The following is a 25806-nucleotide window of genomic DNA, read 5'->3' as shown; positions in this document are numbered from 1 at the left end:
ACGCGCCGGAAAGCCTGTGCGGCGAGCCGCACCGGTCCGACATAGAGGTTGTAGAGCGAGTTGGCGTCGTGGCCCGGCGCCGCAGCCACCCCGAAGCGCAGTTCCTCGCCGCGTTCGGAGACGACCAGACTGCCGCCGATCCAGTCCCAGACCGCCAGCGCCGCGCCGAAGTTCCGGTCGTGATGGCGCGGATCGAGGGAATGATGGATCTGGTGCTGCGCCGGCGAGATCAGGAAGCGTTCGAGCAGCCGGCCATAGCGGATCGGCACATGCGAATGGCGCAGGTTCGAACCCGCGACGTTGAAGGCGAAGACCAGCGCGTTGGCGCCAAGGACGGTGACCAGATCGATGCGATTGTCGACGAAGAAGACGAAACCCGCGATCACCACGCCCTGCACGGCGGCGCTGCGCAGGGCGAATACAACGCCTTCGACCGGATGCGTGCGGTAGACGGTCAGCGGCGTCAGCACTTCGGCGGTGTGGTGGACCGCGTGGAACGGCCAGAGCAGCGGCGAACGGTGCATCATCCGGTGCACGGCGTAACGCGAGAAGTCGTCGGCGAGGAACAGCACGACGGAGAACAGCGCCGCCACCGCCCAGGCCGGCATTTCCGGCGAAGGCGACGCCGGCATCCCTGCCCAGCCGTGCAGCCAGAGATAGAGCGCCGAGGCGACGGCCATGTGCGTGATCAGCCGCGGCGCGATCAGCATCATCGCGGCGCGGTTGATGAAGACGATCAGATAGTCCGCGCGCGCCGACCGCGAGAACCAGATGCGTCGGTCGAAGACGCGGACCAGTCCTGCGCGCAGGCCCTGACGCCAGCCGCCGGCTGCCAGAACGGACGCGGCCAGCGCGATGACGAGCGCGCTGGCCAGGTAGCCGAGGAAGACCCGCTTCTGCGGATTGACGAACGCATCCGCAATGGAGCCCAGATAATCGATCAGGATCGCCAGCATGGCCCCCTCGGTCAGCGTGGGTGCGAGCGGTCCGGCGGCGGACCGCTCGCGCGCCGCACTCAGTCGTTTTCGGCGCTGGCGCCGTTGCCGAGCTGGCCGGCCAGCGACTTGATGTCCGCCAGCATGTCGTTGTTGCGCGCCTCGATGCCGAACTCGTCGACCATCAGCTTCTGGAGTTTCAGCATGTGCAGCATGTACTCGCCCATCTCCACTGCCTGGCCCTTGAGGTAGTTGCCGTCGCTGTCGACATCGACGACCTGGCTCGAGTTCAGCAGCCACGGGCCGAAACCGATCAGGCGGTTCATCCGCACGGCGGTTTCACCCAGGTTCTCGCGGCCGGTCTGCAGCGCCAGCGAGAAGCCCTTCAGTTCGCCCCAGTGCTTGACGTAGTCGCCGAAGACCTCGTCGGTCTCGCCCCTGGCGTCCATGATGATCTTCAGCTTTCCGAGATCCTTGTAGACGGAACCGGCATATTTGAAGACGGCCTCGGCGAGCACCTTCGACCACAGGTCATCGATGGTCGCGGCATGGGCCTTCAACTCGGCGCGCTGGGCGTCGGTCAGCTTCTCGCCGCCAGCGGCGGCGATCAGCTTCCGTCCCTCCAGGAACGCGCCAACGATGCCGTGCAGGTACTCGGTCTTGCCGCCCTTGTCGAAGCCGGCGGCGTAATAGGCCGGCCCGAAGGTCATTTCGGTGCGGAGGTCGACCTTGCCGTCGCCATTGTGGTCGGCGGCGGCCAGCGCCTCCGGGTTCTGCTTGGCGATGTCGTAGACCTGCGCCGGCGTCAGCTTCATGGCGTGGGCGGGCGCGCCGAAATAACCGAAGGCCTCGTCCCAGCTGTGTTCCTTGCCCGTATAGGCCGCGCCATCGCTGTAGGGCTTGTCGTTCGGCTTCTTGTCCGCCTCCAGGTTCTCGTCGAGATAGTCGTCGACGGCCTGGTTGTAGTTCATCGCGCCCATGATGAACTTGGAGATCAGCTGCGCGTAGTCGTAGCCGTTGGTCAGATCCACGCCGTTGCCGCCGACGGCCTTGCCGATCCAGAAGCTGACGACCTCCGGACCGGTCAGCGCATTGGGCCAGCCCAGGATCGCGCCCTTGTAGGTCTTGCCGGCGATGTTCTTGTCGCCGCTGATTTCGTCGACAGTCGACTGCAGGATCGGGAAACCGTTCTTCGAGGCCGGTGCGATGATCGTACGACCCGGCCCCTTGCCCTCGTAGTAGCTCAGCATCTCCTCGGCGCTGGCGCCCTTGCCGGCCAGCTTCTTCAGCGAGTCGTGCAGCACGTTGCGCGCCGCCTGCCCGGTGTAGGACACCGAATGCGTCCTGTCGCCCGAATACCCCTTCACCGTTACCGGGAAGCCGGCATAGACGCCTTCCTCGGCCTGCGCCGCCGTCGTCAGCGCAGCAATGGCAACAGCAGCGGCGGCGATTTTCGAAGCGTGCTTCATTGGATCCTTCCCCTGAACATCCGATAGCGTGCGATTGCCTCTCAATAGCGCCAATGCCGTCCGAGAGCAATACGAATGAAAATCACTTTCATTGTCAGAATGCCGCATCCCGGATCAGCCATGCGGCCGGTTCATGGGAGCGGCCGGACATTCCGGCTTGGCGCGCAGCCCGTTGCCGCTACAGTCCCCGCCCATGTCCGTTACCGCCCTCACCGAAGAACGCGGCCGCGCCTTCAGCCTGTTCATGTTCGTCATGCTGGTTCTGGTCTGGGGCCTGCTCTGGCCGGCGATGAAGGTCGCCGTCGCCGAGATCCCGGTGCTCAGTTTCCGCGCCATCAGCTCGGTGCTGGCGGTGATCTCGATGGTGATCGTGACCAGGGCCGCCGGCTACAGCCTCAGGGTGCCCAGGGGCTCATGGCGCCCCCTGATGATCGCCGGCATCTTCAATGTCGGCGCCTGGCTGCTGCTGTCAGCCATCGGTGTCACGCTCATCGGCGCCGGGCGGGCGGCGCTAATCGCCTACACCATGCCGGTCTGGGCCTTCCTGTTGGGCATCCCGATGCTGGGCGAGCGGGTCACCCGCTGGCGGCTGGCGGGACTGGCGCTCGCCATGATCGGCCTGCTGGTGCTGATCGGCGACGACATCACCAGCTTCGGGGAGACGCCCGTGGGCGTCCTCGTCATGATCGGCGCTGCCTGGTGCTTCGCCTTCGGCACCGTCTGGCAGAAGCGCACCGACTACGGCATGCCCCACATGTCGGTGATCACATGGCAGCTCGTCTTCGGCGCCGCGCCCATCGTGGTCATGGCCCTGCCCGAACTGCCGGACCTGAAGCCGGTCTCATGGCAGGCCGTCGGCGCGACGCTCTACGCCGGGATGATCGCGCAGGTCTTCGGCGTCGCCACCTATCTGTGGCTGGTCAAGCGGTTGCCGGTGAAGACGTCGTCGCTGTCCATGCTGCTGGTGCCCCTGGTCGGCCTCGGCTCGGCGGCCCTGCTGCTGGGCGAGCGGCTGGGCTGGACGGAGATCGTCGCGGCCCTGTTCATCTTCGCCGCCATCGGCACGGCCTTTCCCAAGGATGCGCCGCAGCCGCCGGCCACGCCGCGGCGCTGACCCTCAGCTCCGCCCCTTCATCAGCGCGCTGATTTCGGGATAGCCGGGCTTCGCCGAGTCGAATTCAAAGCTGCCGCGCTCCATGACCTCCTCGGCCGCGCCGACGAGACCGCGCAGCGCAGCCAGCGCGAAGGCGGAGCCCAGGCTGATCCTCGCCGCGCCCGCCTCGGCAATCGCGGCGACCGTCAGCCCCGGCGAAGCCAGCACGTTCACCGGCCTGTCGACGGCCGAGATGACGTTGCGGACCGTCTCGATATCACGCAGGCCGGGGGCGTAAAGCACATCGGCCCCGGCTTCGGCGAAGGCGTTCAGCCGGCGGATGGTGTCGTCCGGATCCCGCCGGCCATAGAGAAAATTCTCTGCCCGCGCGGTCAGCACCAGCCCGCCGGCCTGGCGCGCCGCCTCGGCCGCAGCCGCCACACGTTCGACCGCCAATTCGAATGGGACGATCGGGTTCGTGTGATCGCCCGTCGTGTCCTCGATGGAGCAGCCGGCGAGACCACCCTCGACCGCCTGCCGCACCGTCTCCGCGCAGTCCTCCGGCCTCGGGCCGAAGCCATTTTCCAGATCCCCGTTGACCGGCAGATCGGTGGCTTCCGCGATCAGGCGCGCGTGGGCGATTGCTTCAGCGCGGCTGACCGCGCCTTCCGCGTCGCGCCGCCCGAGGCTGAAGGCCAGTCCGGCGCTGGTCGTCGCCAGCGCCGGGAATCCCATGCTCTCCAGAATTCGGGTGGACCCAGCGTCCCATGGATTGGGCATGACGAAGGGCTGCCCCTTCACGTGGAGCTTCAGGAAGGCGTCCGATCGGGCCGTCATGGCTTTGTCCCCCTCGCCGGGCCGCCGGCGGGAGGCCGGCCGCTTGTCCGTCCCGGGGAAAGGTAGCGGGGAACGCCGCCGGGGCAATGACCGGTTGCGGACTTGCACGCGGCGGCGGCGCGGCTACATGCGCAACAAAACCGGTCGAGACAAGATTGGAGCAACAACCGATGTCCCGCCTGGCCCGCACCGTCGTGCACGAATATGGCTGGATTCACACCGGTCTGGGATTGTTCGGCAACATCAACTTCCTCGCCGGCAGCGTGCTCTTCCTGCCGCAGTTCGAGCAGTGGAAGACGCTGGGCGTCTGGCTGTTCATCGTCGGCGCCGCCTTCATGATGTTCGGCGCCATCGGCGATTTCCTCGTCAAGGTCTACGAGAAGCGCAATGGCGATCGGTAGGCGGGCGCCCGGTCTGCCGCCGGACGCCCGCCTCGGGATCAGAAGCCGATATGACTGCCGCCGTCGATGGTCAGGTGCTGACCGGTAATGTAGCTCGCCCCGTCCGAGAGCAGGAAGCAGACGGGCACCGCGACCTCCTCGGGCGTCGAGAACCGCTGCAGCGGGATGCTGGCCATGTACTGGTCGCGGAACTTCTCGCCGCGGATCGTCTCGGTCATCGGCGTCTCGACCAGTCCGAAGCAGACCGAATTGACGTTGAGATCGTGGCGGCCCCATTCGCGCGCCGCGCTCATCGTCAGTCCGAGCACGCCCGACTTGGCCGCGCCGTAGTTGATCTGGCCGATGGTGCCGCGCCGGCCCGCAATGGAGGAGACGTTGACGATCCGGCCCGGCTCCTTGTCGCCGTCCTTGCGCCGCTCGATGATGTGGCGGCCCACCGCCTGCAGGCAGAGGTAGACGCCGGTCAGGTTGACGTCGATCACCTCCTGCCAGGTCTGCAGCGGCATCTTGTGGATCATCGCCGCACGCACGATCCCCGCATTGTTCACCAGGCCGTGGACGGCGCCCGCCTGCTTGACCGTATCGTTGACCATCTGCTCGACGAAGCCGGCATCGGCGACCGACCCGACATGGGAGATCGTGTCATCCCGCCCGATCAGATCAACGGTCTCCGCCAGTCCGTCGGCGTTCATGTCGTTGATTGCCAGGCGCGCGCCCAGCGAGGCCGCCTGGAGCGCCACCGCGCGGCCGATTCCCTGCGCCGCGCCTGTCACCAGCACGGTACGGCCTTCCATCCCCATCGGATTGTTCATCGGATATCCTCCCCATTGCAAAATCAGGGGCAGAATAGAGCAGCCGCGTGAAACCGATAAAGGCTTCAGTTGACGGCAGCGCCCTCCACCGGCGGCAGGCGGAAGACCTGGCCCGGATAGATCAGGTCCGGATCGCGGATGCGGTCGTCATTGGCCTTGTAGATCACCGTGTAGCGGATGCCCTGGCCGTAGGTGCTGCGCGCGATGCGCCAGAGCGAATTGCCCGGCTGGACAATGACACGCTGCCGGCCCAGGTCCAGTTCACCCGGCTCTGCCCGCGAGAAGGGCAGTTCCACCCGCGCCTGAACCGCCCCCTTCTCGTCCACCTCGTCAACGCGCAGGTCGTAGACGCCAGGCTTGATCTCGGTGTCCGGCACCAGCAGCCAGCGGCCGCTGGAATCGGCGCGCGTGCGGCCGACCAGCTTGCCGTCGACATAGGCGCGCACTTCGCGGTCGGCCTTGCCGGACCCCGAGACCGAGACATTGCCCTGATCGTCATAGTCGACCTTGCCCACGGACAGTTTTCCGGCCGCGGTCTCGGTCTTCGGCTCCTGCAGGATCTTCGTGTCCGTCCGGTCCTTCGGGGCCAGCAGCGCGATGGCGGAGTTGTCCCCGGACGGCCGGGCGCAGTCGGGAACCACCAAGATCACCTCGCTGGCCGATTCGGCGGCGCGTCCATCCCGCTCCGCGCGCAGGCTGAGCGCCACGGACCCCGGACCGAGCGGCGTCTCGACGTAGTGCGCCCACTCGCCGGCCGCGTCGGCCTGCACCGTCGCCAGCACCTCGTCATCGGCCAGCAGGGAAACCGTCGCGCCGGGTTCGGCCCGGCCGGCCGTCACCGCCGTGCAGTCGACGTCGGAGATGCGCACGATATCGAAGGCGGGCGGAGTCATCGCGACCATGGCCTGGTCGGTGTCGCGTCCGCTCTCTGCCGCCGCTTCTCCGGCGGACGCCGCGGGCTTCTCGACCCGTTCCGCGACCGCTGCAACGGTGGCATTCCCGCCTGCGCCTTCGGCCGCTGGCTTGTCGCCGACCGCCTGTTCGGCGCGAACCGCGTTCTTCGCCACCTCGACGCTCAGCGTTTCGCCGCCCGCGTTCCTGGCATCCGCCGCGCCGGACTTGCTTTCGGGCGTCTGCGCCGGTGTCTTCGCCGCGGTTTCGCTGGCGGCCCGGCCGTCGGGGTCGGTCCCGGCTCCGCCCGCCGCAGTGCCGGTGCTTCCCTCTGGCGCCGGAGCGGCAGCGTCGGCGGGCGGCCGGTCCGCAGCAGCCGCGTCGTCCCCCGCCGGCTTCGCCGCGGTTTCCGGTTCGGCCGGGGCATCCTTGTCGGCGTCCGCGCCGGCCGTCGCCGGAGCCCGGGTTTCGCCGCTCAGAACGACGACACTGGAGTCCTCCGAGTCCTGGAAAACGAAATAGGCGCCGATGGCGATCACTGCCGCCAGGCCGATGGCGGCGAACAGGGCTCTGTTCAAGAGATTTCCGATCCGCAGTTCACGTCAATCGGGAATTCGTAGTCCTGCAAGCCCGCAACCGCAATGATTCCTTCATCTCAGCCTCCGTGCGGCACCGTCACCGAGACCACCTGGCCGCCCAGACCATGGACATTGTCATGCGCCCGTACGGTCACCTGGCCGATCTCCGGCGGGATCCTGATATCGGCCCCACGGGTGAAGGGCTGTTCGCCGACATGGGGATGCAGCAGCTCACGCCGGCCCAGCACCCGGCCGTCAGGCGCCACGACCTCCCAGCCGTCGGCATAGTGTTCCCAGCCCGTATCGCCGTGCCGGACCGTCACGCTGAAGCGGAACATGCCGGGGTCCGACGGCAACGCAGCGACCTCCACGGCGACCACGTCAGGCTCGCCGGCCATTGACCGAGTCGCGCCGAACGGCGAGAAAAGTGCGACGGTCATCAGGATCAGAGCGATCTTCCGCATGTCAGAGATAGCCTCCATCTGCATCTACTGCGGCTCCAGCAGCCGCGCCAGCGAGGCCCATCTCGACGCCGCGGCCCGGCTGGGCCGGCTGATCGCGGAGAGCGGCCGCACGATCATCTACGGCGGCGGCCGGCTCGGGCTGATGGGCCGGGTCGCGCAGGGCGGCCTGGCCGGCGGCGGCACCGTGGTCGGCATCATCCCCGAACATCTCTACAAGGTCGAGGTCCAGAACGAGGACGTCACCGAACTGCTGGTCGTGGACACGATGCATACACGCAAGGCCGAGATGGTGCGCCGCGCCGACGCCTTCTGCGTGCTGCCGGGCGGTATCGGCACCCTGGACGAACTGGTCGAGATCCTGACCTGGCGGCAGCTGGAGCTGCACGACAAGCCCGTGGTCGTGGTCAATCAGGACGGCTATTTCGAACCGTTCCGCGCCCTGCTCGCACACTTCATCGAGCACCGCTATGCGGGACCGGCGCTTCTCGAGTTCGTCAGTTTCGTCGATCGCGTCGAGGACGTTCTGCCCCTGCTGGAAGCCTCGCCGCCGGAGCGGTTCGAGGAACACCCCGAGAAGATCTGACGCCGGGCGTCGGGACAATCGGTCCCGCTTGCGCCGATGGTCCGAACGACCAATTCCGTCACACGAATGGATCGGTGCGGCCGGTCCGCATGTCAGCCAACGGCAAACGAGAAGAACAATGGACCGCCAGGAAGAATATGCCCGCAAGATGCACGCCCGCCTGAAGCAGGCGGACATGGACATCGTCAAGCTGGAAGAGAATGCCGAACGTTCCGACGTCGGCGGTTCCAGCGACTACGAAGAATACCTCCGCGAACTGCGCGAGCGCCGTCAGCTGCTGCGCGACCGCTGGGAGGAAGCCAAGGACCAGAGCGACGAGAGCTGGGAAGGCTTTCTGCGCGGCCTCGACAATGCCTGGGACGATCTGCAGCGCACCTTCGAGAAGGCCCGCGCCAGGATGCGCTGATCGCCGGGGCGGTCATGCAACGGTAAGAAAAGCGGCACAAATCCGTCAGAATCAGAGGTTATCCCCTGCCGTCGTCGCGGCGGCGGAATCCGGCGCGTGCTCATGCCCCGCTGACTGGGCGGCGGCTTTGCGCTATTGGACGGAGCGGCGGGCAGGCCGCCGGCAGAACGGAGGGCCGCGAAGATGGGCGAGACGGTATTCGACAACGCGCAGATCGTCCTGCGCGACCGCGTCGTCACCGGCTCGCTGGTTCTGCGTGACGGGCGCATCGCCGCCTTCTCCGAGGGCCGTGGCGTCACGGGCGAGGATATCGACGGCGACTTCCTGCTGCCCGGCCTGATCGAGCTGCACACCGATTTCCTGGAGGGCTGTTACCTGCCGCGGCCGAAGGTGAAATGGAACCCGATCGCGGCGGTGCTGTCCCACGACGCCCAGGTCGCGGCCAGCGGAATCACCACGGTCTTCGATGCGCTGCGCGTCGGCGACGACGCCGATTCGGAAAATGTCGGCGAAGACGCCATGGTGCTGGCCGGCGCGATCGCCGACGCGCTGGACGCCGACATGACCCGCGCCGACCATCTGCTGCATATCCGCTGCGAGCTGTCGGCCGACAACGCCGCCGACGAATTCGAACGCATGGCCGACAGCCCCCGCATCCGTCTGGTCTCGCTGATGGATCACACCCCCGGCCAGCGGCAGTTCACCGATCTCGACCAGTTCCGGACCTACTACGGCGGCAAGACCGGCTGGTCGACCGAGAAGCTGGACGCCTTCATCGTCGACCGGCAGGCGCGCGGCGCCCGGGTTGCGCCGGACAACCGGCGGCGCATCGTCGAGCGCGCGCGCAGCATGGGACTGGCGCTCGCCAGCCATGACGACGCCACCGCCGGCCATGTCGCCGAAGCCATCGCCGACGGCGTCGCCATCGCCGAGTTCCCGACCCGCGAGGAAGCCGCCCGCGCCTCCCACGGCCATGGCATGAAGGTACTGATGGGGGCGCCCAACGTCGTCCGGGGCGGTTCGCATTCGGGAAATATCGCCGCCGCCGAGCTGGCTCGGCTGGGACTGCTCGACATCCTTTCCTCGGATTACATCCCCTACAGCCTGCTGCAGGCGGCGTTCGATCTGCCCCGCCACGCGCCGGAGATGAATCTCGCCGACGCCATGCGCACCGTGACGGTCAACCCCGCGGAAGCCACCGGCCTCGCCGACCGGGGCGAGATCGCCGAGGGCCTGCGCGCCGATCTCGTCCGCGTCCGGCTGGTGGACGGCCTGCCGGTCGTGCGCGGCGTCTGGCGCGAGGGAAGGCGGGTCGCATGAGCGATATTGCCGGCGAGATCCTGCACCTGCTGGCTGCACGCGGCGGCCGGATGTACGGCAACGAGGCCGTGACCCAGCTCGCCCACGGGGTGCAGTGCGCCCTGCTGGCCGAACGGGACGGCGCCAGCCCCGCCACGATCACCGCGGCGCTGCTGCACGACTACGGGCACCTGTTGCTGGACGACGACGCCGAGGCCGCGAACCAGGGCAAGGACCTGCGTCACGAGGCGATCGGCGCCGATGAACTGGCGAAGTGGTTCGGTCCCGACGTGACCGAGCCGGTGCGGCTGCATGTCGACGCCAAGCGCTTTCTCTGCGCCACGGATCTGGAGTACTTCGCCACGCTCTCGCCCGCCTCCGTCACCTCGCTGGCGGTGCAGGGCGGGCCTTTCACGGGCCGGGAGGCCGAGTACTTCGTCCACCGTCCCTTCGCGCAGGAAGCCGTGAAGCTCCGCCGCTGGGACGACCTGGCCAAGGACCCGACGATGCGCACCCCGCCGATCCAGCATTTCCGCCAGTACGTCGAAGCCTCGCTGGCGGGCTGACCGAAGCCTGCAGGGGGCGGACGCCGGACCCATCCGCCCCGCAGCCGGCTTGCCTTTGACAACCGTTGCGCTCATCCGTGAGCGGACTTGGGGTCTTCCGAGAAGGAATGGAATCACTTGGCGTCCCGGGGCTTGACCCCAGGACCCGGTCCTTTGGTTTGCTGGAGCCTTGCATCAAGTCCGGGGGCGACGGGCCTGGGCCGACCCATCAAACATTAGAACACTCTAATAGATTGTCCGGGCCATGTGTTCCGGATAGGTCCGGTCGTAATCGTCGCCGTCGAAGTCCCTGTCCTTCATCAGCGCCTGCAGCATCTGCCCCGCGGTCGGCACCTCGGAGCGGTCCGCCCGCGCCGCCGGGTCCCAGAGGCCCGAGCGCGCCAGCGCCTTCTGGCACTGGAAATAGACGGTCTCGACATGGACCCGGACGATGCAGCGCGGCGTCTTGCCTTCGAAGGCGAAGCTGTCGAGCAGACCGGGATCGATCGACAGGTCCGCGCCGCCGTTGACGCGCAGCGTCTCGCCGATGCCGGGGATCATGAAGATCAGGGAGGCGCGGCCGTCGCGCACGATGTTGCGCAGCGAATCCACCCGGTTGTTGCCGCGCCGGTCCGGCAGCATCAGCGTCCGCTCGTCGGCCACCCGGACGAAGCCCGGCGGGTCGCCGCGGGGCGAGACGTCGACGCCCTCCGGCCCGACGGTCGCCAGCATGCAGAACGGCGCGCGGCGGATGAAGGCGGCGTATTCCGGAATGATCGTCGGGCTTTCCTTGGCCAGCGCCCGCTCCGGCGCCTCGCCATAGATCGTCTCCAGTTGATCGATGGTCTCGATCCTGTCCATCGTTCCGCCTCCCGAATGGCTGCCGAGATCGCCACCGCCGTGATACGCTCCCCGCCGGCAGAAGGGGAGGATTATCGATGCCCAGGGTTGAATTCCATTTCGATTTCGGCAGCCCGAACGCCTATCTCGCGCACCGCGTCATCCCGGCGGTCGAGCAGCGTAGCGGCGCGAAGTTCGACTACGTGCCCGTCCTGCTGGGCGGCGTCTTCAAGCTGACCGGCAACGTCTCGCCCATGGAAAGCCTGAAGGGCATCCGCAACAAGGCGGAATACGGGCAGCTCGAGATGAAGCGTTTCGTCGAGAACCACCGCATCAGCGGGTTTCGCTGGAACGAGCACTTCCCCGTCAACACGGTGCTGATCATGCGCGGCGCCCTGGCGGCCGAGCGCGACGGCCGGCTGAGCGACTATGTCGAGGCCGTCTTCCGCGCCATGTGGGAGGACAACCGCAAGATGGACGATCCCGAGACCGTCGCGGCGGTGCTGGACGCCGCCGGCCTCGATGGCCGCGCCCTTGTCGAGGCGACGCAGGACCCGGCGATCAAGCAGAAGCTGATCGGGAACACCGAGGCCTCGGTCGAGCGCGGCAATTTCGGCAGCCCGACCTTCTTCGTCGGCGACGAGATGTTCTTCGGCAAGGACAAGCTGCGCGACGTCGAGGACGAGATCGCGCGCCAGAAGGCGGGCTAGAGTAGCAATTGTCGCTGCCCGTCTTGTCCGGGCAATGACATATCGGGGCAAGCGCCGGCCCCGGGATTCCAGAGCAAGCCTTGGGGAGATTGAGTTGCCAGTGGAGCTTCGGTGTCATGCCCGCCTTGTGCGGGCATCCGGCCAGTTTGTCGACTTGCGGCGAAGCCGCTCCGGACCCCCGCACAGAGGCGGGGGTGACACGCCGAGTGAGTGGCGGTTCAATCAAACAGCGGAACGATCTAAAGGGACCTACCGCCCCGCCATGCGCTCCCGGACGATGCGGGCGACCTCGGCGGTCTCGTTCAGCGGTTGGTATGAGTAGCGCTCCAGCCGCCCGTCGAAGGGCCGGACCAGACCGGCCTCCCGGAACAGCCGGTGAAAACGGTCGAACTTGGCCGTGCCACCCGGCAGGTCGTGGACCATGACCGGCTTTCCCGTGGCGCAGGCCTCCGAGATCATGTTCACGGAATCGGCCGTGACCACGAAACCGTCGGCGAGACCGAGCCATCCCAGAAAGGGGTTCTCGCCGCTCCCGTCCCACCAGAGATGAGGCACGCCGTCCAGCGCCTCCCGGAGGACGGCGGCGTTGGCCTCGCCGGTGCGGCGCGACGCGGTGACCAGCAGCCCCGCCTCTTCCCGCTCGGCCAGGGCGCGCAGCTTCGCCGCGAGATCGCGGCAGCTGGCGTCCGTCATCCGGTAGGCCTTGCTGGAGCCGCCCACCAGCACGGCGATCAGCGGGCGCGGCAAATGGGCGACGCTGTCGGCGAAGCGGACGGCCTCGGTCTCGAGGCGTGCCGGCGTGATGCGGTTCAGCCCGCCCATGGTGGCGACGACGTTCGCACCGGCCAGCCGGTCATGCTGCGGCGTGACCACGAGGTCGAAATGCCGGGGCGGGATACCCGGCTTCTGGATCTGGACGGTAAATGTGCGGCCCGCCGAGGCACGGCGGATGGCGGCGGCGATGGCGACGGTCTGGCGGCCGCTGGCAATCAGCAGGTCCGGCCAGGGCGGCCGCAGGTCCGAGGACCCCGGACCGAGCGCGGCGAAGGGCCTGAGCCACAGACCGGGCGGCAGGCTGAGCCAGGGCTGGCGGATGGCCACGCGCTTGTCGGTCCACGCGACGTCCAGCGCCTCGGCCAGGCCGATGCACTGGTTGAGCATGCCGGCGCCGCCGTTGGAAAGCACCCAGCAGTCGATGTCGCCCGTTGCCGCCAATTCCCCGACCCCGAAAGAAGGAACGGGGAGCGCCGATGACGCTCCCCGCACGCGATCGTAGACCTGCGGAGACGCGCCGCAAGGGCGCGCCCCGTTTCAGGCCTTACTTGTCGCCGTCTTCCTCTTCGTCGTCCTTGCCGGCCTCCATGCGCGCCTTCAGGGCGGCGCCCAGGATATCGCCAAGGCTGGCGCCGGAGTCGGAGGAGCCATAATTCGCCACGGCCTCCTTCTCTTCGGCCACTTCCAGCGCCTTCACCGACAGGTTGACCCGGCGGGTCTTGCTGTCGACGTTGATGACGTTGGCATCCAGCTTGTCGCCCACGGCGTAGCGGTCCGGCCGCTGCTCGGAGCGGTCGCGGCTGAGGTCGCCCTTGCGGATGAAGCCCGAAAGGCCCTCCGAAGTCTCGACCTCCAGACCGGCGTCGAGCACGCGGGTGACCGAGCAGGTGACGGTCGCGCCGCGCTTGAGCGACTTCGCGCCAGCGAACGGATCGTTCTCGAGCTGCTTGATGCCGAGGCTGATACGCTCCTTCTCGGTGTCCACATCCAGCACCACGGCGCGGACGTGATCACCCTTGTTGTAGTCGTTCATGGCCTGCTCGGCCGAAGCGTCCCAGCTGAGGTCGGACATGTGGACCATGCCGTCGATCTCGCCGTCCAGGCCGACGAACAGGCCGAACTCGGTCTTGTTCTTGACCTCGCCCTCGACGGTCGAGCCCACGGGATGGGTCTCCGCGAAGTTGTCCCATGGATTGTCCATGGTCTGCTTCAGGCCCAGGCTGATGCGGCGCTTCTCCGGATCGACCTCCAGGACCTGCACCGTCACCTCCTGGCTGGTGGAGACGATCTTGCCCGGATGGACGTTCTTCTTGGTCCAGGACATCTCGGAGACGTGGATCAGACCTTCGACGCCGGCCTCCAGCTCCACGAACGCGCCGTAGTCGGTGATGTTGGTGACGCGGCCCGTCAGCTTCGCGCCGACCGGGTACTTCAGCGCCACGCCGTCCCACGGATCTTCCTGCAGCTGCTTCATGCCGAGGCTGATGCGCTGGGTCTCCTTGTTGACCTTGATCACCTGGACCTTGATGGTCTCGCCGATGTTCAGAACCTCGGTCGGGTGATTGACGCGCCGCCAGGACATGTCGGTGACATGCAGCAGGCCGTCGATGCCGCCCAGGTCCACGAACGCGCCGTAGTCGGTGATGTTCTTGACCACGCCGTCGGTGATCATGCCTTCCTCCAGGCGCTGGATCAGCTCCTGGCGGGCCTCGGCGCGGGTCTCTTCCAGCACGGCACGGCGGGAGACGACGATGTTGCCGCGGCGGCGGTCCATCTTCAGGATCTGGAACGGTTGCGGCGTGTTCATCAGCGGAGTCACGTCGCGGATCGGACGGATGTCGACCTGGGAGCCCGGCAGGAACGCCACCGCGCCGGACAGGTCGACGGTGAAGCCGCCCTTGACCCGGCCGATGATCATGCCCTCGACGCGCTCGTTGGCGTCGAAGGACTTGGCCAGCTTCGCCCAGGCTTCCTCGCGGCGTGCCTTGTCGCGGCTGATGACGGCCTCGTGCTGGCCGTTCTCGATGCGCTCGAGATAGACCTCCACCGAGTCGCCCACATGAATTTCCGGCGGCCGGCCACCGTTCTGGAACTCGCGAAGCGGAATGCGGCCCTCGGTCTTCAGACCGATATCGACGATGACGTGGTCATTCTCCACGCCCAGCACGGTTCCCTTTATGACCGAGCCTTCGAGATTGTCTTCGGAGCCATAGGTTTCGTCCAGGAGGGCGGCAAAATCATCCTGGCTCGGGAGCTGAGTGCCAGCTCCGGCGTTAACATCACTCATTTCGAGGGTTCTCTCCTTTCAGCGGCCCGAGGCTTGATTTTGCGACGCCGGGGGCGATCGCAACCTTCGGACCCTCCGCAGCCGGCGTCAGCTCCCGTCCATACGGGACGCACACGCCTCCAGCGCCGCGGAGAACGCGGCTTCTATATCCAATTTGGTGGTGTCGATCAACACTGCGTCGTCCGCCCGCGCGAGCGGGGCGCTGGCGCGGGCCGAATCCCGCGCGTCCCGGGCTTCCAGATCCCGCAGAACGGTCTCGTAGGCGACCTCCCGTCCCTGCCCAGTCAGTTCGAGGTGTCGGCGGCGCGCCCGCGCCGTCACATCGGCGATGACGAACAGCTTCACCCGGGCATCGGGACAGACGACGGTGCCGATGTCGCGTCCGTCGAGGACGGCGCCGGGCAGACCGGCCGGCGGGCAGGCGGCGAAGTCTCGTTGCAGCGCGAACAGCGCATCGCGCACCGGCTGCAGCGCGGCCACGCGCGAAGCCATGTTGCCCGTCGCCTCCTCACGCAGGGCCGGATCGGCGAGATCGTCGGGTCCGATCCCTTGCGCCGCCGTCACGGCGGCGGCGACGTCCGACCCGTCGCCGCCCGCCCTCAACAGCCGCAACGCCGCCGCGCGGTAGAGCGAGCCGGTGTCCAGATAGGCAAAGCCGAAATGCGCCGCCAGCCGGCGGGCGAGAGTCCCCTTGCCGGAAGCCGTCGGCCCGTCCACCGCGATGACCATGCTCATGGGCGTTCCATCCTGCCTTGAATCCGCAGGCGATGATTAACCCCGCAACCGCCCCGCCGCCACCCAGCAATCGGGACGGCGCGCGCCGAAATCCCGCGCCGCGGACGCCGCGGCTGCCGCGTCGGGGAACAGTGCGAAACAGGTCGCGCCGGATCCGGACATGCGCGCCAGCAGGCATTCCGGCAGTTCGCCCAGCACCGACAGGATCGTCGCAATTTCCGGCAGCAGCGTTTCGGCCGGCGCCTGCAGGCTGTTGCCCGCCGCCGCGAGATGATGCAGCCAGCGATGGGGATCGCGCTCGGCCGTCCAGTCATGGGCGGCGCGCGCGGCAAAGCGCCCGGTGCGGCGAAAGCCGGCGAAGACCCGGGGCGTGGAGACCGGCTGCAGCGGGTTGACCAGCAGAACGCCGAAGGGGGCGGGCAGCGCCGCCGGCTCCAGCACTTCGCCGACACCCCTCATGAGGGCGGCGTGGGAGGCGATGCAGACAGGCACATCGGCGCCGAGCGCGAGGCCGATCCCGGCCAGATCCCCGTCCTCCAGCCCTCCCTTCCAGAGACGGTTCAGCAACCGGAGGGCCGCGGCCGCGTCCGCCGAACCGCCGCCGATGCCCGAGGCGACCGGCAGGTTCTTTTCCAGATGCAGCGCTGCGCCGGCACCGACGCCCAGGCGGCTCCGAAGCGACTGCGCGGCGCGGAGCACCAGATTCTCCGGGGACTCGGTCAGAAGCGCCCCGAAGGGCCCGGAAACGGTGAGGGACAGCGTACCGTCGGCCGGAACCGTCGCCGACAGGCGATCGCCGATATCGGTGAACGCGACGAGGCTCTCCAGCAGGTGATAGCCATCGTCGCGGCGGCCCACGACGTGCAGGAACAGGTTCAGCTTGGCCGGCGCGTCCTCGAAAAGCGCGGCGGGTGCGATTGCCTCAGAAGAGGCAGCCACGGAAAGCCCTGGAACCCTCGTCCAGACCGCCGTTCAGCTTCTCGACAATGCGCTCCGCCTGCTCCGGCTCGGGATCGAGCTGCAGGGCGTGACGCCACTGGTAGCAGCTCTCCCGGCGGCGGCCGACATGCCAGAGCGCATCGCCCAGATGATCGTTGATCGTCGGATCCTCGGGCCTGAGTTCGACGGCGCGTTCCAGTTGCTTGACTGCGTTATCGAAGTCGCCCTTCTGGTAATAGGCCCAGCCCAGGCTGTCGACGATGTAGCCATCGGTCGGCCGCAGGTCGACGGCCTTCTGGATCATGGCCACCGCCTTTTCCAGGTTCACACCCTGATCGGCCCAGGAATAGCCGAGATAGTTCATCACCAGCGGCTGATTGGGATTCAGTTCCAGGGCCTTGAGCAGGTCGGACTCGGCCTGCTTCCAGCGCTGGGTGCGCTCCAGCGCGATGCCGCGGGCGTAGAACAGCGACCAGTGCCGCGCACCCGGCGTCTCGATGCGTTCGATGGCCTCGGCGTACACCCTGGCCGCCTCGTCGAAGCGGCGGTGGCCCCTCAGGACGTCGGCCAGCGTCGCCAGGGTGGTGATGTTCTGCTTGCGCTGGTTCGCCATCGTGCGCAGCAGCGATATCGCATCGTCGGTGCGGCCCAGCGTGTCGAGCGCCCAGGCGACGCGGATGTTGGCGCCCCACTTGTAGGGCGACTCGCCGTCGATCCGCCGGTAGGACGACATGGCCGCGTCCCAGCGGCCGCTTTCCTCCTGCATGTCCCCCAGCAGCGCGTAGCCGACATCCAGATCGGGACGGACGTGCAGCGCCAGCCTGAGATAGACCAGCGAGACGTCATTGACCGCATCCCGCGCCAGCGCCGACGCAGCGCCATAGAGCGCTTCCGCCGCGCCGTCCCCGGCATCGTTGACCGGGAAGGCGTCGGCGACCGGCCGTTCGCCGGTCAGGTAGGTCCGCAACACCGGATCCTCGCCATAGCGAGCGGTCAGTCCCTTCAGATAGGCCAGCGCCGCCTCGCGGCCGTCGCGCCGCTCGATCAGCGATGCGTAGACAAGGCGCGAACGCAGATCCAGGCCGACGTCGTCGGGCAGGGAATCGAGCGCGGCGAGCGCTCCGTCCGGATCGCCCGATGCGCCGAGCAGCAGCGCCCGGTGGTACATTTCGAAGGGCTTGAAGGTTTCGTTGCCCTGCAGTTGGTCGAGACGGGCCAGCGCCCCCTTGACGTCGCCGGCGCCATAGGCGGCCCAGGCACGGAGCAACGGGCCCACCAGGCGCATGGCGCCACGTTTTGCAGCGCCGGCGATCCGCGCTTCGGCCTTGCCGTAACGGCCGTTTTTCAGATCGTCGACGGCAATGGTGAGGTTCGCGACCGGCGCCGCCTCGTCCCCGGCCAGCACGCGGTTGGCCAGCGGGATGGCGCGATCGAACAGGCCCTCGCTGACGTCGAGGACAAAGGCGCGCCGGGCCAGCCTGTCATTGTCCGGATCGGCGGCCAGCGCCATGGCATAGTAGCGCGCAGCGGCGGTAGTATCGCCGTCCTTGCGGGCCTGCCGTCCGGCGAGATAGGCGCCGAACCCTTCCCCACTCAGCCTCTGGCCCCTGGGGGTCTGGGCCGAGGACTGACCGGTCACCGCGGCGACCTGCGGCAGTTCGGAAAAATCGCTGTCGGGCAGCCCTTCCCCCGCACCGGCGGTCATGGCCGTTGCGGCGATCAGCACGGCGCTCGCCCAGACGGTGCGGGCCACACTTCCAGTTCTCAGCGCAAGAATACCCATAAATCCGATCTTCCAGAGCTTCCCGGTCAGCCGCAATAGCAAATCTCACAGATCCGGGTTAACCCTTCATGAGCGGCCGCCCCCGAAATCCGGCGCTGCGGGCCGGATTCGACGGCTCCCGGCCAACCGGACGCGGCGCGAACGCCACTTCAGCGCATCATCTTGTGATCCGGATCACAAATGGAAAGCGCGCCGCCTGTCCGCCGGCCGTCAGCTTCCATTCCGCCGTATGCGCGCGGCGCCCAGCACCGGACCGAAACCGGCCGTCTGAACGATCACGGCGCAGCCGTCGCGGCCATCCGCCCAAGCCTGCCGCATGTCGACCGGCACGTCGAGCGCGGTCCGCCCGTCCCAGGTGGCGATGCGTTCGATGCGGCGAACGACATTGTAGTAGGAGAGCGTCTTGCCGCTGTTCTCGCCCCGCTCGATGTCGACGTCGTGACGGTCGTCGAAGGTTACCAGCCAGACCCAGACGATCTCCGGCAGCTCGGTCGGTTCCATCGCGACATGCCACATGCCGCCGCCATCCGGCCGCGCCCGGATCTCCACCGTCATGGGCTCGGCGGCTTCCTCGCGGATCGCAGTCTCGACCGCAGCGCGCCGGCTGCCGACGACCTGATGCTCGCCGCCGACGACGATCTGCGGCGTATAGGCGTAGCGCCCGCCCGCGTGCCCCACATAGCCGCGCTGGCGCACGGAGGATTCCGGCAGGGAGAACGTGTCCTTCCAGCCGAGATAGTCCCAGTAGTCGACGTGGTAGCTGAGCCCGAGCACGTCCTTCCGCGCCGCCAGTTCGCCCAGCAACCTGTCGGCGGGCGGACAGGAATTGCATCCCTGACTGGTGAACAGCTCGACCACGGTGAGATTGCCTGGCGCGTCCTCTGCCCAACTCGACGGCGCCAGAAGCGCCGCGGCCGCCAGGGCCAGCCATGATCTCACGCGTGTCATGCGCCGGAAATTAGGAGGGCGCCGCGATCCGGGCGAGTCACACATGGGTGACCCGCCCGTCAATCGCACCGGCCCCTACGCCGCCAGGCGGCGCAGCACGTACTGCAGGATGCCGCCGTGCCGGTAGTAGTCCACCTCGTCGAGCGTATCGATGCGGCAGAGCAGGTTGATCTGTTCCGTCGAACCGTCCGCCCGGGTGATGGTGCAGGGCACGTCCATGCGCGGCTTGATCCCCCTCTCGATGCCGCCGAGGGAGATGATCTCCTCGCCGGTCAGCTTCAGCGTCTCGCGGTTCTGGCCATCCTTGAAGACCAGAGGCAGCACGCCCATGCCCACCAGGTTGGAGCGGTGGATGCGCTCGAAGCTTTCCGCGATCACCGCCTTGACGCCCAGCAGGCGCGTCCCCTTCGCCGCCCAGTCGCGCGACGAGCCGGTGCCGTACTCCTTGCCGGCCACGACGACCAGCGGCACGCCCTCCTCCGCATAGCGCATGGCCGCGTCGTAGATCGGCATTTCCTCACCCGAAGGCATGTGGCGGGTGATCCCGCCGGTGGTGCCGGGAGCCATCTCGTTGCGGATGCGGATATTGGCGAAGGTGCCGCGCATCATGACCTCGTGGTTGCCGCGGCGGGAGCCGTAGGAGTTGAATTCCCGCGGCGGCACCTGATGGTCGGTCAGATAGCGCCCGGCCGGCGTCTCCTCCTTGAAGGAACCGGCCGGCGAGATGTGGTCCGTGGTCACCGAGTCGGCCAGCACCGCCAGGATGCGTGCATCCCTGACGTCGCTCACCTCGCCGGGCTCCGCCTGCATACCCTCGAAATAGGGCGGGTGCTGGACATAGGTCGAGGTGGAGTCCCAGTCATAGGTCAGGCCGCCGGAGACGTCGATCTTCTGCCAGTGCTCGTCGCCCTTGAAGACGTCGCCATAGCGGTTCAGGAACATCTCCTTCTTCACGCAGTCGCGGACGGTGTCGATGACCTCCTGGTTCGAGGGCCAGATGTCCTTCAGATAGACGTCATTGCCGTCCGGATCCTGGCCGAGCGGATCCTCCAGCAGGTTGACGTGCATCGAGCCCGCGATGGCGTAGGCCACGACCAGCATGGGCGAAGCCAGGTAGTTGGCCTGCACGTGCGGGTTCACGCGGCCTTCGAAATTGCGGTTGCCCGACAGGACCGAACAGGCCACCAGATCGCCCTCGGTGATCGCGTCGGCGATCGGCTCCGGCAACGGCCCGGAATTGCCGATGCAGGTGGTGCAGCCATAGCCGACGAGGTTGAAGCCGAGCTTGTCCAGATCATCGTCCAGACCCGCCTGGGCGAGATAGTCGGAGACGACCTGGCTGCCCGGCGCCAGCGAGGTCTTGACCCACGGCTTCACGGTCAGCCCCCGCGCGACCGCATTGCGCGCCACCAGGCCCGAGCCCAGCATCACGCCCGGGTTGGACGTGTTTGTGCACGACGTGATGGCCGCGATCACGACATCGCCGTGACTGATCGCGTAGTCGGCGCCCTTCACCTGCACCGACTTCGCCTTGTCGGGGACGCTGAAGTCCTTCGTCAGCGCCTTGTCGAACGCGTCCGCCGCGATCGACAGCGGCACCCGGTCCTGCGGCCGCTTCGGCCCGGCCAGGGACGGCTCGACGGTGGAGATGTCGAGTTCCAGCGTATCGGTGAAGACGGGCTCCACGTCGTCCAGCCAGAATCCCTGTTCCTTGGCGTAGGCCTCCGTCAGGGCCACCAGGTCGTCCGGCCGCGCGGTCGAACGCATGTAGGCGAGCGTTTCCTCGTCGATCGGGAAGAAGCCGCAGGTGGCGCCGTACTCCGGCGCCATGTTGGCGATGGTCGCGCGATCGGCCAGGCTCATCTCGCGGATGCCGGGGCCGAAGAATTCCACGAACTTGCCGACCACGCCCTTCTTGCGCAGCATCTCGGTGACCGTCAGCACCAGGTCGGTGGCGGTGGTGCCTTCCTTCGGCTTGCCGGTCAGCCGGAAGCCCACGACCTCCGGAATCAGCATGGAGATCGGCTGTCCCAGCATGGCCGCCTCGGCCTCGATGCCGCCAACGCCCCAACCCAGCACGGCGAGACCGTTGATCATGGTGGTGTGGCTGTCGGTGCCCACCAGCGTGTCGGGATAGGCGACGGTCCTGCCGCCCTCCTCCTTCGTCCAGACGACCTTGGCGAGGTATTCCAGGTTCACCTGATGGCAGATGCCGGTTCCCGGCGGCACGACGCGGAAATTGTCGAACGCGGTGGAGCCCCAGCGCAGGAACTCGTAGCGCTCCTTGTTGCGGGAATATTCCAGTTCGACATTCTTCTCGAAGGCCTGCGGGGTGCCGAAGGCATCGACCATCACCGAATGGTCGATCACCAGATCGACCGGGCTCAGCGGGTTGATCTTCTTCGCATCGCCGCCCATCGACTCGATGGCGGCGCGCATGGCGGCCAGGTCGACCACAGCCGGAACGCCGGTGAAGTCCTGCATCAGCACGCGCGCCGGCCGGTACGCGATCTCCCGGTCGGAGCGGCGCTCCTTCAGCCATTCGGCGACCGCCTTCACGTCGTCGGTCGTGACCGTGCGCCCGTCCTCGAAGCGCAGCAGGTTCTCAAGCAGCACCTTCAGCGTCTTGGGCAGAACCGACAGGTCGCCCAGTTCCGCCTCCGCCGCCTTCAGGCTGAAATAGTCGTAGGTCTTGCCCCCAACGTCGAGGCTGCGGCGCGTCTTCAAGGTGTCCTCGCCCACTCCCAACTCCTTCCGTGGTTAGAATCTGTGCCTCGATTGCCCGGCATGGCGCGCCGGTTCGTCCCCAACCGAATTCGTCGCGCACTATAGGCGAAAGGCCCGCCGGATTCCTGCCTCATTTGCGCATGCGAAGGCAAGATGGCGCAAGGGCGCCGGACGGGGCGCAGCCTAGCGCTTCGCCTCGATCGCATCCCAGATCAGACCGGAGAGATTGGCCCCGTCATAGCGGTCGATCTCCTGGATCCCGGTCGGGCTGGTCACGTTGATCTCCGTCATCAGGCCGCCGATCACGTCGATGCCGACGAAGATCATGCCGCGCGCTTTCAGCTCGGGGCCGATGCGGGTGCAGATCTCGTGCTCCCGCTCGGTCAGCGTCGATTTCAGCGGCGTCCCGCCGACATGCATGTTGGAACGGGACTCGCCCTCCGCCGGGACACGGTTGATGGCGCCGACGGGCTCGCCGTCGACCAGGATGATCCGCTTGTCCCCCTCGCGCACGGCGGGCAGGAACTTCTGCGCGATCAGAGGCTCGCGGAACATTTGCTGGAACATCTCCAGCAGGGAACTCAGATTGTGATCGCCGTCCCTGAGGTAGAAGACGCCCGCCCCGCCATTGCCGTAGAGCGGCTTGACGATGATGTCGCCATGCTCGTGGTAGAAGGCCCGGATCATCGCCGTGTCGCGGGTGATCAGGGTCGCCGGCATCAGGTCGACGAAATCGGTGACGAACAGCTTCTCAGGTGCATTGCGCACTTCGGCGGGATCGTTGACCACCAGGGTCTTCGGATGGATGCGCTCCAGCAGGTAGGTCGTCGTCAGATAGGCCATGTCATAGGGCGGATCCTGACGCAGCAGGACGACGTCCATCTCGGTCAGGTCGGCGATGCGGTCCTCGCCCAGGGTGAAATGGTTGCCCTTTTCCCGCCGGACCTCGACCTCGCGCAGGCGGGCCTTTACCCGCCCGCCGGTCCAGGCCAGTTCCTGGGGCAGATAATAGTGGAGCCGATGCCCCCGCGCCGACGCCTCCAGCATCAGGGCGAAGGTGGAATCGGCGTTGATGTCGATCGCGGCGATCGGGTCCATCTGGACCGCGACTTTCAGGCTCATCCGGCAGCGCTCCCCAAAGAATTCCGCCGCGATGATAGGGCGTACGCCGGGCCGGTCAAAAGCCGTTCCGCCGCAGGCGCCGACATTGACCGCGGTCCCGCCGTCCCCACGTCGCCTGCATGACCGGCGCGCCTGCCAGCATCGTCGTGGTCGGCGCCGGCCCCACCGGGCTGAGCGCAGCGCTGGCGCTTGCCCGGCGCGGGCATGCGGTCCGGGTGCTGGAACGGCTGGACAACACCATCGGCGAATCCCGCGCCGTCGGCGTCAACCGCCGCAGCCTGCTTCATCTCGATACGGTCGGGGCGGCACTGCCGATCCTGGACGCGGCGACCCCGCTGCAACGCGTCGGATTCTTCCGCAATGGCCGCGCGCTCACCACGCTCGATATCCCGCAACCGGCCGCGCCGCCGCCGACCATGGTCGCACTGCCCCAGAGCCGCACCGAAGCGATCCTCGCCGGACTGGCCGAGGCGCGCGGTATCGAGATTCTCTGGTGCACCGAAGCCGCGGAGGTCCGGCAGAACGACGGCATCGCGTCGGTCGCGACCGATGACGGGCAGATCTTCGAGGCCGACCGTGTTCTGGGCGCCGACGGGGCGCATAGCATTACCCGCCGAAGCCTGGGCGTCGAATTCGAAGGCGTGCCCTATGAAGGCGACTGGTCGCTGCTCGACGCCGAAGTGGACTGGCCCTGGCCCGACTGCCAGGCCGCAGCCTTTCTGGACGACCCGAGCCTGGCGATGTTCATGATCACCCTGGGTGACGGCCGCTTCCGCGCCATTGGCAACCATCCCGACCTGGACGCGAGAGTGCGCCGCGAAATGGCGCTCGGCACGGTGAGCTGGCGCAACAGCTTCGGGCTCAGCGAGCGCCGCGTCGACTGTTTCGGCCACGGCCGCGTCTGGCTGGCGGGCGACGCCGCCCACGTTCATTCGCCGGTCGGCGGCATGGGCATGAACCTGGGCATCGACGACGCCTTCGATTTCGCGCGCGCCGTCTCCGAAGGCGACCTGGACGGCTATCAGCGCCGCCGGCTGGAAGCGGCAAAGGGTGTCATGCGCGCCGCCGACAGGGGGTTCCGGCTCGTTACCGCCTCGGGACCGCTGACGAAGGCCGTACGAGACGGTCTGATCCGGCTGCTCGGCGCCTCTGCCTTCGCGCGGAAACGGCTCGCCGCAATCATGTTCTCCAGCGACGCCGGGTGATGCTGAACCGCTCAGTTGAGACGCCGGCCCAGTGCCTGCCGGGCGTCGGCGATGGCGAGTTTGGAGACCTCGTCGGCGGCGTGCTCCGCGCCCCGGTCGAGCAGGGCCAGCGCGCGGCGCATGTTGCCCCGCCCGCTCTCGATCCCCGCCCATTCAAGCCAGACAGCCGCCTCCGCCGGCGCGAACAGGCTGACCCGCTCCAGCACCGCCACCGCCCTGTCCGTGTCGCCGGCCTGCAGGGCCCGGATCTTGATGTTGTTCTGCAGCCGCATCAGCACGTGCCGCACCGGAACCGCGGCCATGTGGCCGGGCTGCAATCTTGCACCGGCCCCGTTCATTCGCTGGAGCATGGCGCTCATTTCCGCCGGAGTGATGGTGTTGCCGGCGTTGAAGGGATCGATGAGTTCGGGCTTCTCCCCGCCCTGAAGCCGGAGCAGGAAGTGGCCGGGGAAGTTGAGGCCGGCGATCGACCAGCCCTGGGCGCGGCCGCAATGCATGTAGAGCAGCCCCAGCGCGACGGGCAGCCCCCTGCGCCGGCGCACCACCTCGGCGATGTCGGCGTTGCGCATGTCGTCATAGGTCTCGGCGTCGCCGCGATAACCGTGGCCGCGGGCGATCCGGTCGGCAAGAGCGGAGGCCGAGGCCTGCGCCGCCAGCGGTTCGGCCAGCGCCGCCAGTTCGTCCCGCGCCGGCGTCAGATCGCGCGCCGGATCGTCCGCCGCGGAGAGGGCGAGCAACGTGCCGGCGATGTCCAGGGCATCGTTGTCCCGCCGGCCCTGTTCGCTCAGTTCGCCGCGCCAGTCCATCCCGGGCGCCCCGTCAGCTTGTCCGCCGCGGATCGTCCTTAAGGCGCACATAACTCTCGACCTTCTTGACGCCCTTGATCGAACGGGCGTGCTGGATCACGCGGTCCAGTTCCTCCTCGCTCTGGGCGATGCCGATGAGATAGACCACGCCGCCGACGGTCTCGATCGAGTAGTTGATTCCCAGGATCTTGGAATCGCCCAGAATGGCCAGACGCAATTCGTTGGAGATGCGGACATCGCGGGCGTAGGAGCCGATGCCGCCCTCCGAGGTGACCTGGATGGCGTTGGCCACCTCATTCACGCCCTTGACCTTCCAGGCCAGTTCCTCGGCGCGCAGCCTGTCCTTCATTTCCGGCACCTTGCCGGTCAGCAGGACGCGGCCCTCGACCACTTCCAGATCGACGTCGCGGAACAGTCTGAAGCTGTCGTCGAGCAGTGCCGCAGACAGTTTCGTGGCGATGGTGGTGTCGTCGATCGCGTCGCCGAACGAGCGCTCCTGCGCCACGCCGATCCCGGCGGCGGCCCCGCCGCCGAGCACCGCGCCCGTGCAGCCGCCCAGGGCGGCCGCAATTCCGGCGGCCATCGCGGCGGCGGCGGCGAAATTCGACAAGGGTATT

At 67.6% G+C, this 25806-nt stretch carries 24 protein-coding genes; 8 read left to right on the top strand and 16 right to left on the bottom strand.

Annotated elements, in window-relative coordinates; genetic code table 11:
- Window positions 1-1015: 1015 nt before the first annotated feature.
- Window positions 1016-2404, bottom strand: coding sequence for a DUF4856 domain-containing protein (locus TEF_09030; protein ANK80922.1), 1389 nt, complete (start codon window positions 2402-2404; stop codon window positions 1016-1018).
- A gap of 193 nt (window positions 2405-2597) precedes the next feature.
- On the opposite strand from TEF_09030, the gene TEF_09025 reads away from it, so the two are divergent.
- Window positions 2598-3518, top strand: a complete 921-nt coding sequence (locus TEF_09025; protein ANK80921.1) for a hypothetical protein — start codon at window positions 2598-2600, stop codon at window positions 3516-3518.
- A gap of 3 nt (window positions 3519-3521) precedes the next feature.
- Here the strand turns inward: TEF_09025 and TEF_09020 are convergent, their stop codons facing one another.
- Window positions 3522-4334, bottom strand: coding sequence for a 2-methylisocitrate lyase (locus TEF_09020; protein ANK80920.1), 813 nt, complete (start codon window positions 4332-4334; stop codon window positions 3522-3524).
- A 170-nt stretch (window positions 4335-4504) separates the two neighbouring features.
- Here TEF_09020 and TEF_09015 point away from each other — a divergent pair, with 170 nt between their 5' ends.
- The gene (locus TEF_09015) at window positions 4505-4735 is read left to right on the top strand and encodes a hypothetical protein (protein ANK80919.1); all 231 of its coding nucleotides are present in this window, start codon (window positions 4505-4507) and stop codon (window positions 4733-4735) included.
- A 38-nt stretch (window positions 4736-4773) separates the two neighbouring features.
- On the opposite strand, the gene TEF_09010 is transcribed toward TEF_09015, so the two are convergent.
- From TEF_09010 to TEF_09000, 3 genes are all read right to left on the bottom strand, one after another.
- Window positions 4774-5547 (bottom strand): 3-oxoacyl-ACP reductase, encoded by a 774-nt coding sequence (locus tag TEF_09010; GenBank protein ID ANK80918.1) that lies wholly within the window; start codon window positions 5545-5547, stop codon window positions 4774-4776.
- 65 nt (window positions 5548-5612) lie between these two features.
- Window positions 5613-7016 carry a hypothetical protein gene (locus TEF_09005; protein ID ANK80917.1) on the bottom strand — a complete coding sequence of 468 codons (1404 nt, stop codon included), beginning with the start codon at window positions 7014-7016 and terminating at the stop codon, window positions 5613-5615.
- 77 nt (window positions 7017-7093) lie between these two features.
- Window positions 7094-7456, bottom strand: coding sequence for a hypothetical protein (locus TEF_09000; GenBank protein ANK83379.1), 363 nt, complete (start codon window positions 7454-7456; stop codon window positions 7094-7096).
- A 22-nt stretch (window positions 7457-7478) separates the two neighbouring features.
- On the opposite strand from TEF_09000, the gene TEF_08995 reads away from it, so the two are divergent.
- The 4 genes from TEF_08995 (at window position 7479) to TEF_08980 (ending at window position 10334) form a co-directional block, all read left to right on the top strand.
- A complete protein-coding gene (locus TEF_08995; protein ANK80916.1) occupies window positions 7479-8063 on the top strand; it encodes a Rossman fold protein, TIGR00730 family in 585 nt (194 codons plus the stop codon).
- 118 nt (window positions 8064-8181) lie between these two features.
- Window positions 8182-8469 (top strand): hypothetical protein, encoded by a 288-nt coding sequence (locus TEF_08990; GenBank protein ANK80915.1) that lies wholly within the window; start codon window positions 8182-8184, stop codon window positions 8467-8469.
- Window positions 8470-8652: 183 nt separating this feature from the next.
- Complete coding sequence (locus TEF_08985) at window positions 8653-9789, top strand: phosphonate metabolism protein PhnM (protein ID ANK80914.1); 1137 nt, start codon at window positions 8653-8655, stop codon at window positions 9787-9789.
- On the top strand, window positions 9786-10334 hold the full coding sequence (locus TEF_08980) for a hypothetical protein (protein ID ANK80913.1): 549 nt from the start codon (window positions 9786-9788) through the stop codon (window positions 10332-10334). The genes TEF_08985 and TEF_08980 overlap by 4 nt, the downstream gene beginning before the upstream one ends.
- A gap of 225 nt (window positions 10335-10559) precedes the next feature.
- Here the strand turns inward: TEF_08980 and TEF_08975 are convergent, their stop codons facing one another.
- Window positions 10560-11174 carry a hypothetical protein gene (locus TEF_08975; GenBank protein ID ANK80912.1) on the bottom strand — a complete coding sequence of 205 codons (615 nt, stop codon included), beginning with the start codon at window positions 11172-11174 and terminating at the stop codon, window positions 10560-10562.
- 77 nt (window positions 11175-11251) lie between these two features.
- On the opposite strand from TEF_08975, the gene TEF_08970 reads away from it, so the two are divergent.
- On the top strand, window positions 11252-11863 hold the full coding sequence (locus TEF_08970) for a disulfide bond formation protein DsbA (GenBank protein ANK80911.1): 612 nt from the start codon (window positions 11252-11254) through the stop codon (window positions 11861-11863).
- Between the two features lie 249 nt (window positions 11864-12112).
- On the opposite strand, the gene TEF_08965 is transcribed toward TEF_08970, so the two are convergent.
- The 8 genes from TEF_08965 to TEF_08930 all read right to left on the bottom strand — a co-directional run bounded on the left by TEF_08965 (window position 12113) and on the right by TEF_08930 (window position 23178).
- The gene (locus TEF_08965) at window positions 12113-13024 is read right to left on the bottom strand and encodes a hypothetical protein (protein ID ANK83378.1); all 912 of its coding nucleotides are present in this window, start codon (window positions 13022-13024) and stop codon (window positions 12113-12115) included.
- 157 nt (window positions 13025-13181) lie between these two features.
- The gene (locus tag TEF_08960) at window positions 13182-14924 is read right to left on the bottom strand and encodes a 30S ribosomal protein S1 (GenBank protein ANK80910.1); all 1743 of its coding nucleotides are present in this window, start codon (window positions 14922-14924) and stop codon (window positions 13182-13184) included.
- An 87-nt stretch (window positions 14925-15011) separates the two neighbouring features.
- Window positions 15012-15653 carry a cytidylate kinase gene (locus TEF_08955; protein ID ANK83377.1) on the bottom strand — a complete coding sequence of 214 codons (642 nt, stop codon included), beginning with the start codon at window positions 15651-15653 and terminating at the stop codon, window positions 15012-15014.
- Between the two features lie 42 nt (window positions 15654-15695).
- Complete coding sequence (locus TEF_08950; protein ANK83376.1) at window positions 15696-16577, bottom strand: 4-(cytidine 5'-diphospho)-2-C-methyl-D-erythritol kinase; 882 nt, start codon at window positions 16575-16577, stop codon at window positions 15696-15698.
- Between the two features lie 4 nt (window positions 16578-16581).
- On the bottom strand, window positions 16582-18351 hold the full coding sequence (locus TEF_08945; protein ID ANK80909.1) for a hypothetical protein: 1770 nt from the start codon (window positions 18349-18351) through the stop codon (window positions 16582-16584).
- Window positions 18352-18591: 240 nt separating this feature from the next.
- Window positions 18592-19329, bottom strand: coding sequence for a hypothetical protein (locus tag TEF_08940; protein ID ANK80908.1), 738 nt, complete (start codon window positions 19327-19329; stop codon window positions 18592-18594).
- A gap of 75 nt (window positions 19330-19404) precedes the next feature.
- Entirely contained in the window at window positions 19405-22077 is a 2673-nt protein-coding gene (locus TEF_08935) for an aconitate hydratase 1 (protein ANK80907.1), read from the bottom strand.
- A 162-nt stretch (window positions 22078-22239) separates the two neighbouring features.
- Complete coding sequence (locus TEF_08930; protein ANK80906.1) at window positions 22240-23178, bottom strand: glutathione synthase; 939 nt, start codon at window positions 23176-23178, stop codon at window positions 22240-22242.
- Between the two features lie 119 nt (window positions 23179-23297).
- On the opposite strand from TEF_08930, the gene TEF_08925 reads away from it, so the two are divergent.
- Window positions 23298-24383, top strand: a complete 1086-nt coding sequence (locus TEF_08925; protein ID ANK80905.1) for a hypothetical protein — start codon at window positions 23298-23300, stop codon at window positions 24381-24383.
- An 11-nt stretch (window positions 24384-24394) separates the two neighbouring features.
- Here TEF_08925 and TEF_08920 read toward each other — a convergent pair whose 3' ends face one another.
- Both TEF_08920 and TEF_08915 read right to left on the bottom strand, forming a co-directional pair.
- Window positions 24395-25189, bottom strand: a complete 795-nt coding sequence (locus TEF_08920) for a hypothetical protein (GenBank protein ID ANK80904.1) — start codon at window positions 25187-25189, stop codon at window positions 24395-24397.
- Window positions 25190-25202: 13 nt separating this feature from the next.
- Entirely contained in the window at window positions 25203-25772 is a 570-nt protein-coding gene (locus TEF_08915) for a hypothetical protein (protein ANK83375.1), read from the bottom strand.
- Between the last annotated feature and the right edge of the window lie 34 nt (window positions 25773-25806).

The organism is Rhizobiales bacterium NRL2, from assembly GCA_001664005.1.
Taxonomy (GTDB): Bacteria; Pseudomonadota; Alphaproteobacteria; order Minwuiales; family Minwuiaceae; genus Minwuia.
This window is presented reverse-complemented; position numbering and strand designations above follow the sequence as displayed.

Bases quoted from the DNA above. Each gene is read 5' to 3' on its own strand.
- TEF_09030 (ANK80922.1), bottom strand. From the start codon at position 2,404: ATGAAGCACGCTTCGAAAATCGCCGCCGCTGCTGTTGCCATTGCTGCG.
- TEF_09025 (ANK80921.1), top strand. From the start codon at position 2,598: ATGTCCGTTACCGCCCTCACCGAAGAACGCGGCCGCGCCTTCAGCCTG.
- TEF_09020 (ANK80920.1), bottom strand. From the start codon at position 4,334: ATGACGGCCCGATCGGACGCCTTCCTGAAGCTCCACGTGAAGGGGCAG.
- TEF_09015 (ANK80919.1), top strand. From the start codon at position 4,505: ATGTCCCGCCTGGCCCGCACCGTCGTGCACGAATATGGCTGGATTCAC.
- TEF_09010 (ANK80918.1), bottom strand. From the start codon at position 5,547: ATGAACAATCCGATGGGGATGGAAGGCCGTACCGTGCTGGTGACAGGC.
- TEF_09000 (ANK83379.1), bottom strand. From the start codon at position 7,456: ATGACCGTCGCACTTTTCTCGCCGTTCGGCGCGACTCGGTCAATGGCC.
- TEF_08995 (ANK80916.1), top strand. From the start codon at position 7,479: ATGTCAGAGATAGCCTCCATCTGCATCTACTGCGGCTCCAGCAGCCGC.
- TEF_08990 (ANK80915.1), top strand. From the start codon at position 8,182: ATGGACCGCCAGGAAGAATATGCCCGCAAGATGCACGCCCGCCTGAAG.
- TEF_08985 (ANK80914.1), top strand. From the start codon at position 8,653: ATGGGCGAGACGGTATTCGACAACGCGCAGATCGTCCTGCGCGACCGC.
- TEF_08980 (ANK80913.1), top strand. From the start codon at position 9,786: ATGAGCGATATTGCCGGCGAGATCCTGCACCTGCTGGCTGCACGCGGC.
- TEF_08975 (ANK80912.1), bottom strand. From the start codon at position 11,174: ATGGACAGGATCGAGACCATCGATCAACTGGAGACGATCTATGGCGAG.
- TEF_08970 (ANK80911.1), top strand. From the start codon at position 11,252: ATGCCCAGGGTTGAATTCCATTTCGATTTCGGCAGCCCGAACGCCTAT.
- TEF_08965 (ANK83378.1), bottom strand. From the start codon at position 13,024: ATGCTCAACCAGTGCATCGGCCTGGCCGAGGCGCTGGACGTCGCGTGG.
- TEF_08960 (ANK80910.1), bottom strand. From the start codon at position 14,924: ATGAGTGATGTTAACGCCGGAGCTGGCACTCAGCTCCCGAGCCAGGAT.
- TEF_08955 (ANK83377.1), bottom strand. From the start codon at position 15,653: ATGGTCATCGCGGTGGACGGGCCGACGGCTTCCGGCAAGGGGACTCTC.
- TEF_08940 (ANK80908.1), bottom strand. From the start codon at position 19,329: ATGACACGCGTGAGATCATGGCTGGCCCTGGCGGCCGCGGCGCTTCTG.
- TEF_08930 (ANK80906.1), bottom strand. From the start codon at position 23,178: ATGAGCCTGAAAGTCGCGGTCCAGATGGACCCGATCGCCGCGATCGAC.
- TEF_08925 (ANK80905.1), top strand. From the start codon at position 23,298: ATGACCGGCGCGCCTGCCAGCATCGTCGTGGTCGGCGCCGGCCCCACC.
- TEF_08920 (ANK80904.1), bottom strand. From the start codon at position 25,189: ATGGACTGGCGCGGCGAACTGAGCGAACAGGGCCGGCGGGACAACGAT.
- TEF_08915 (ANK83375.1), bottom strand. From the start codon at position 25,772: ATGGCCGCCGGAATTGCGGCCGCCCTGGGCGGCTGCACGGGCGCGGTG.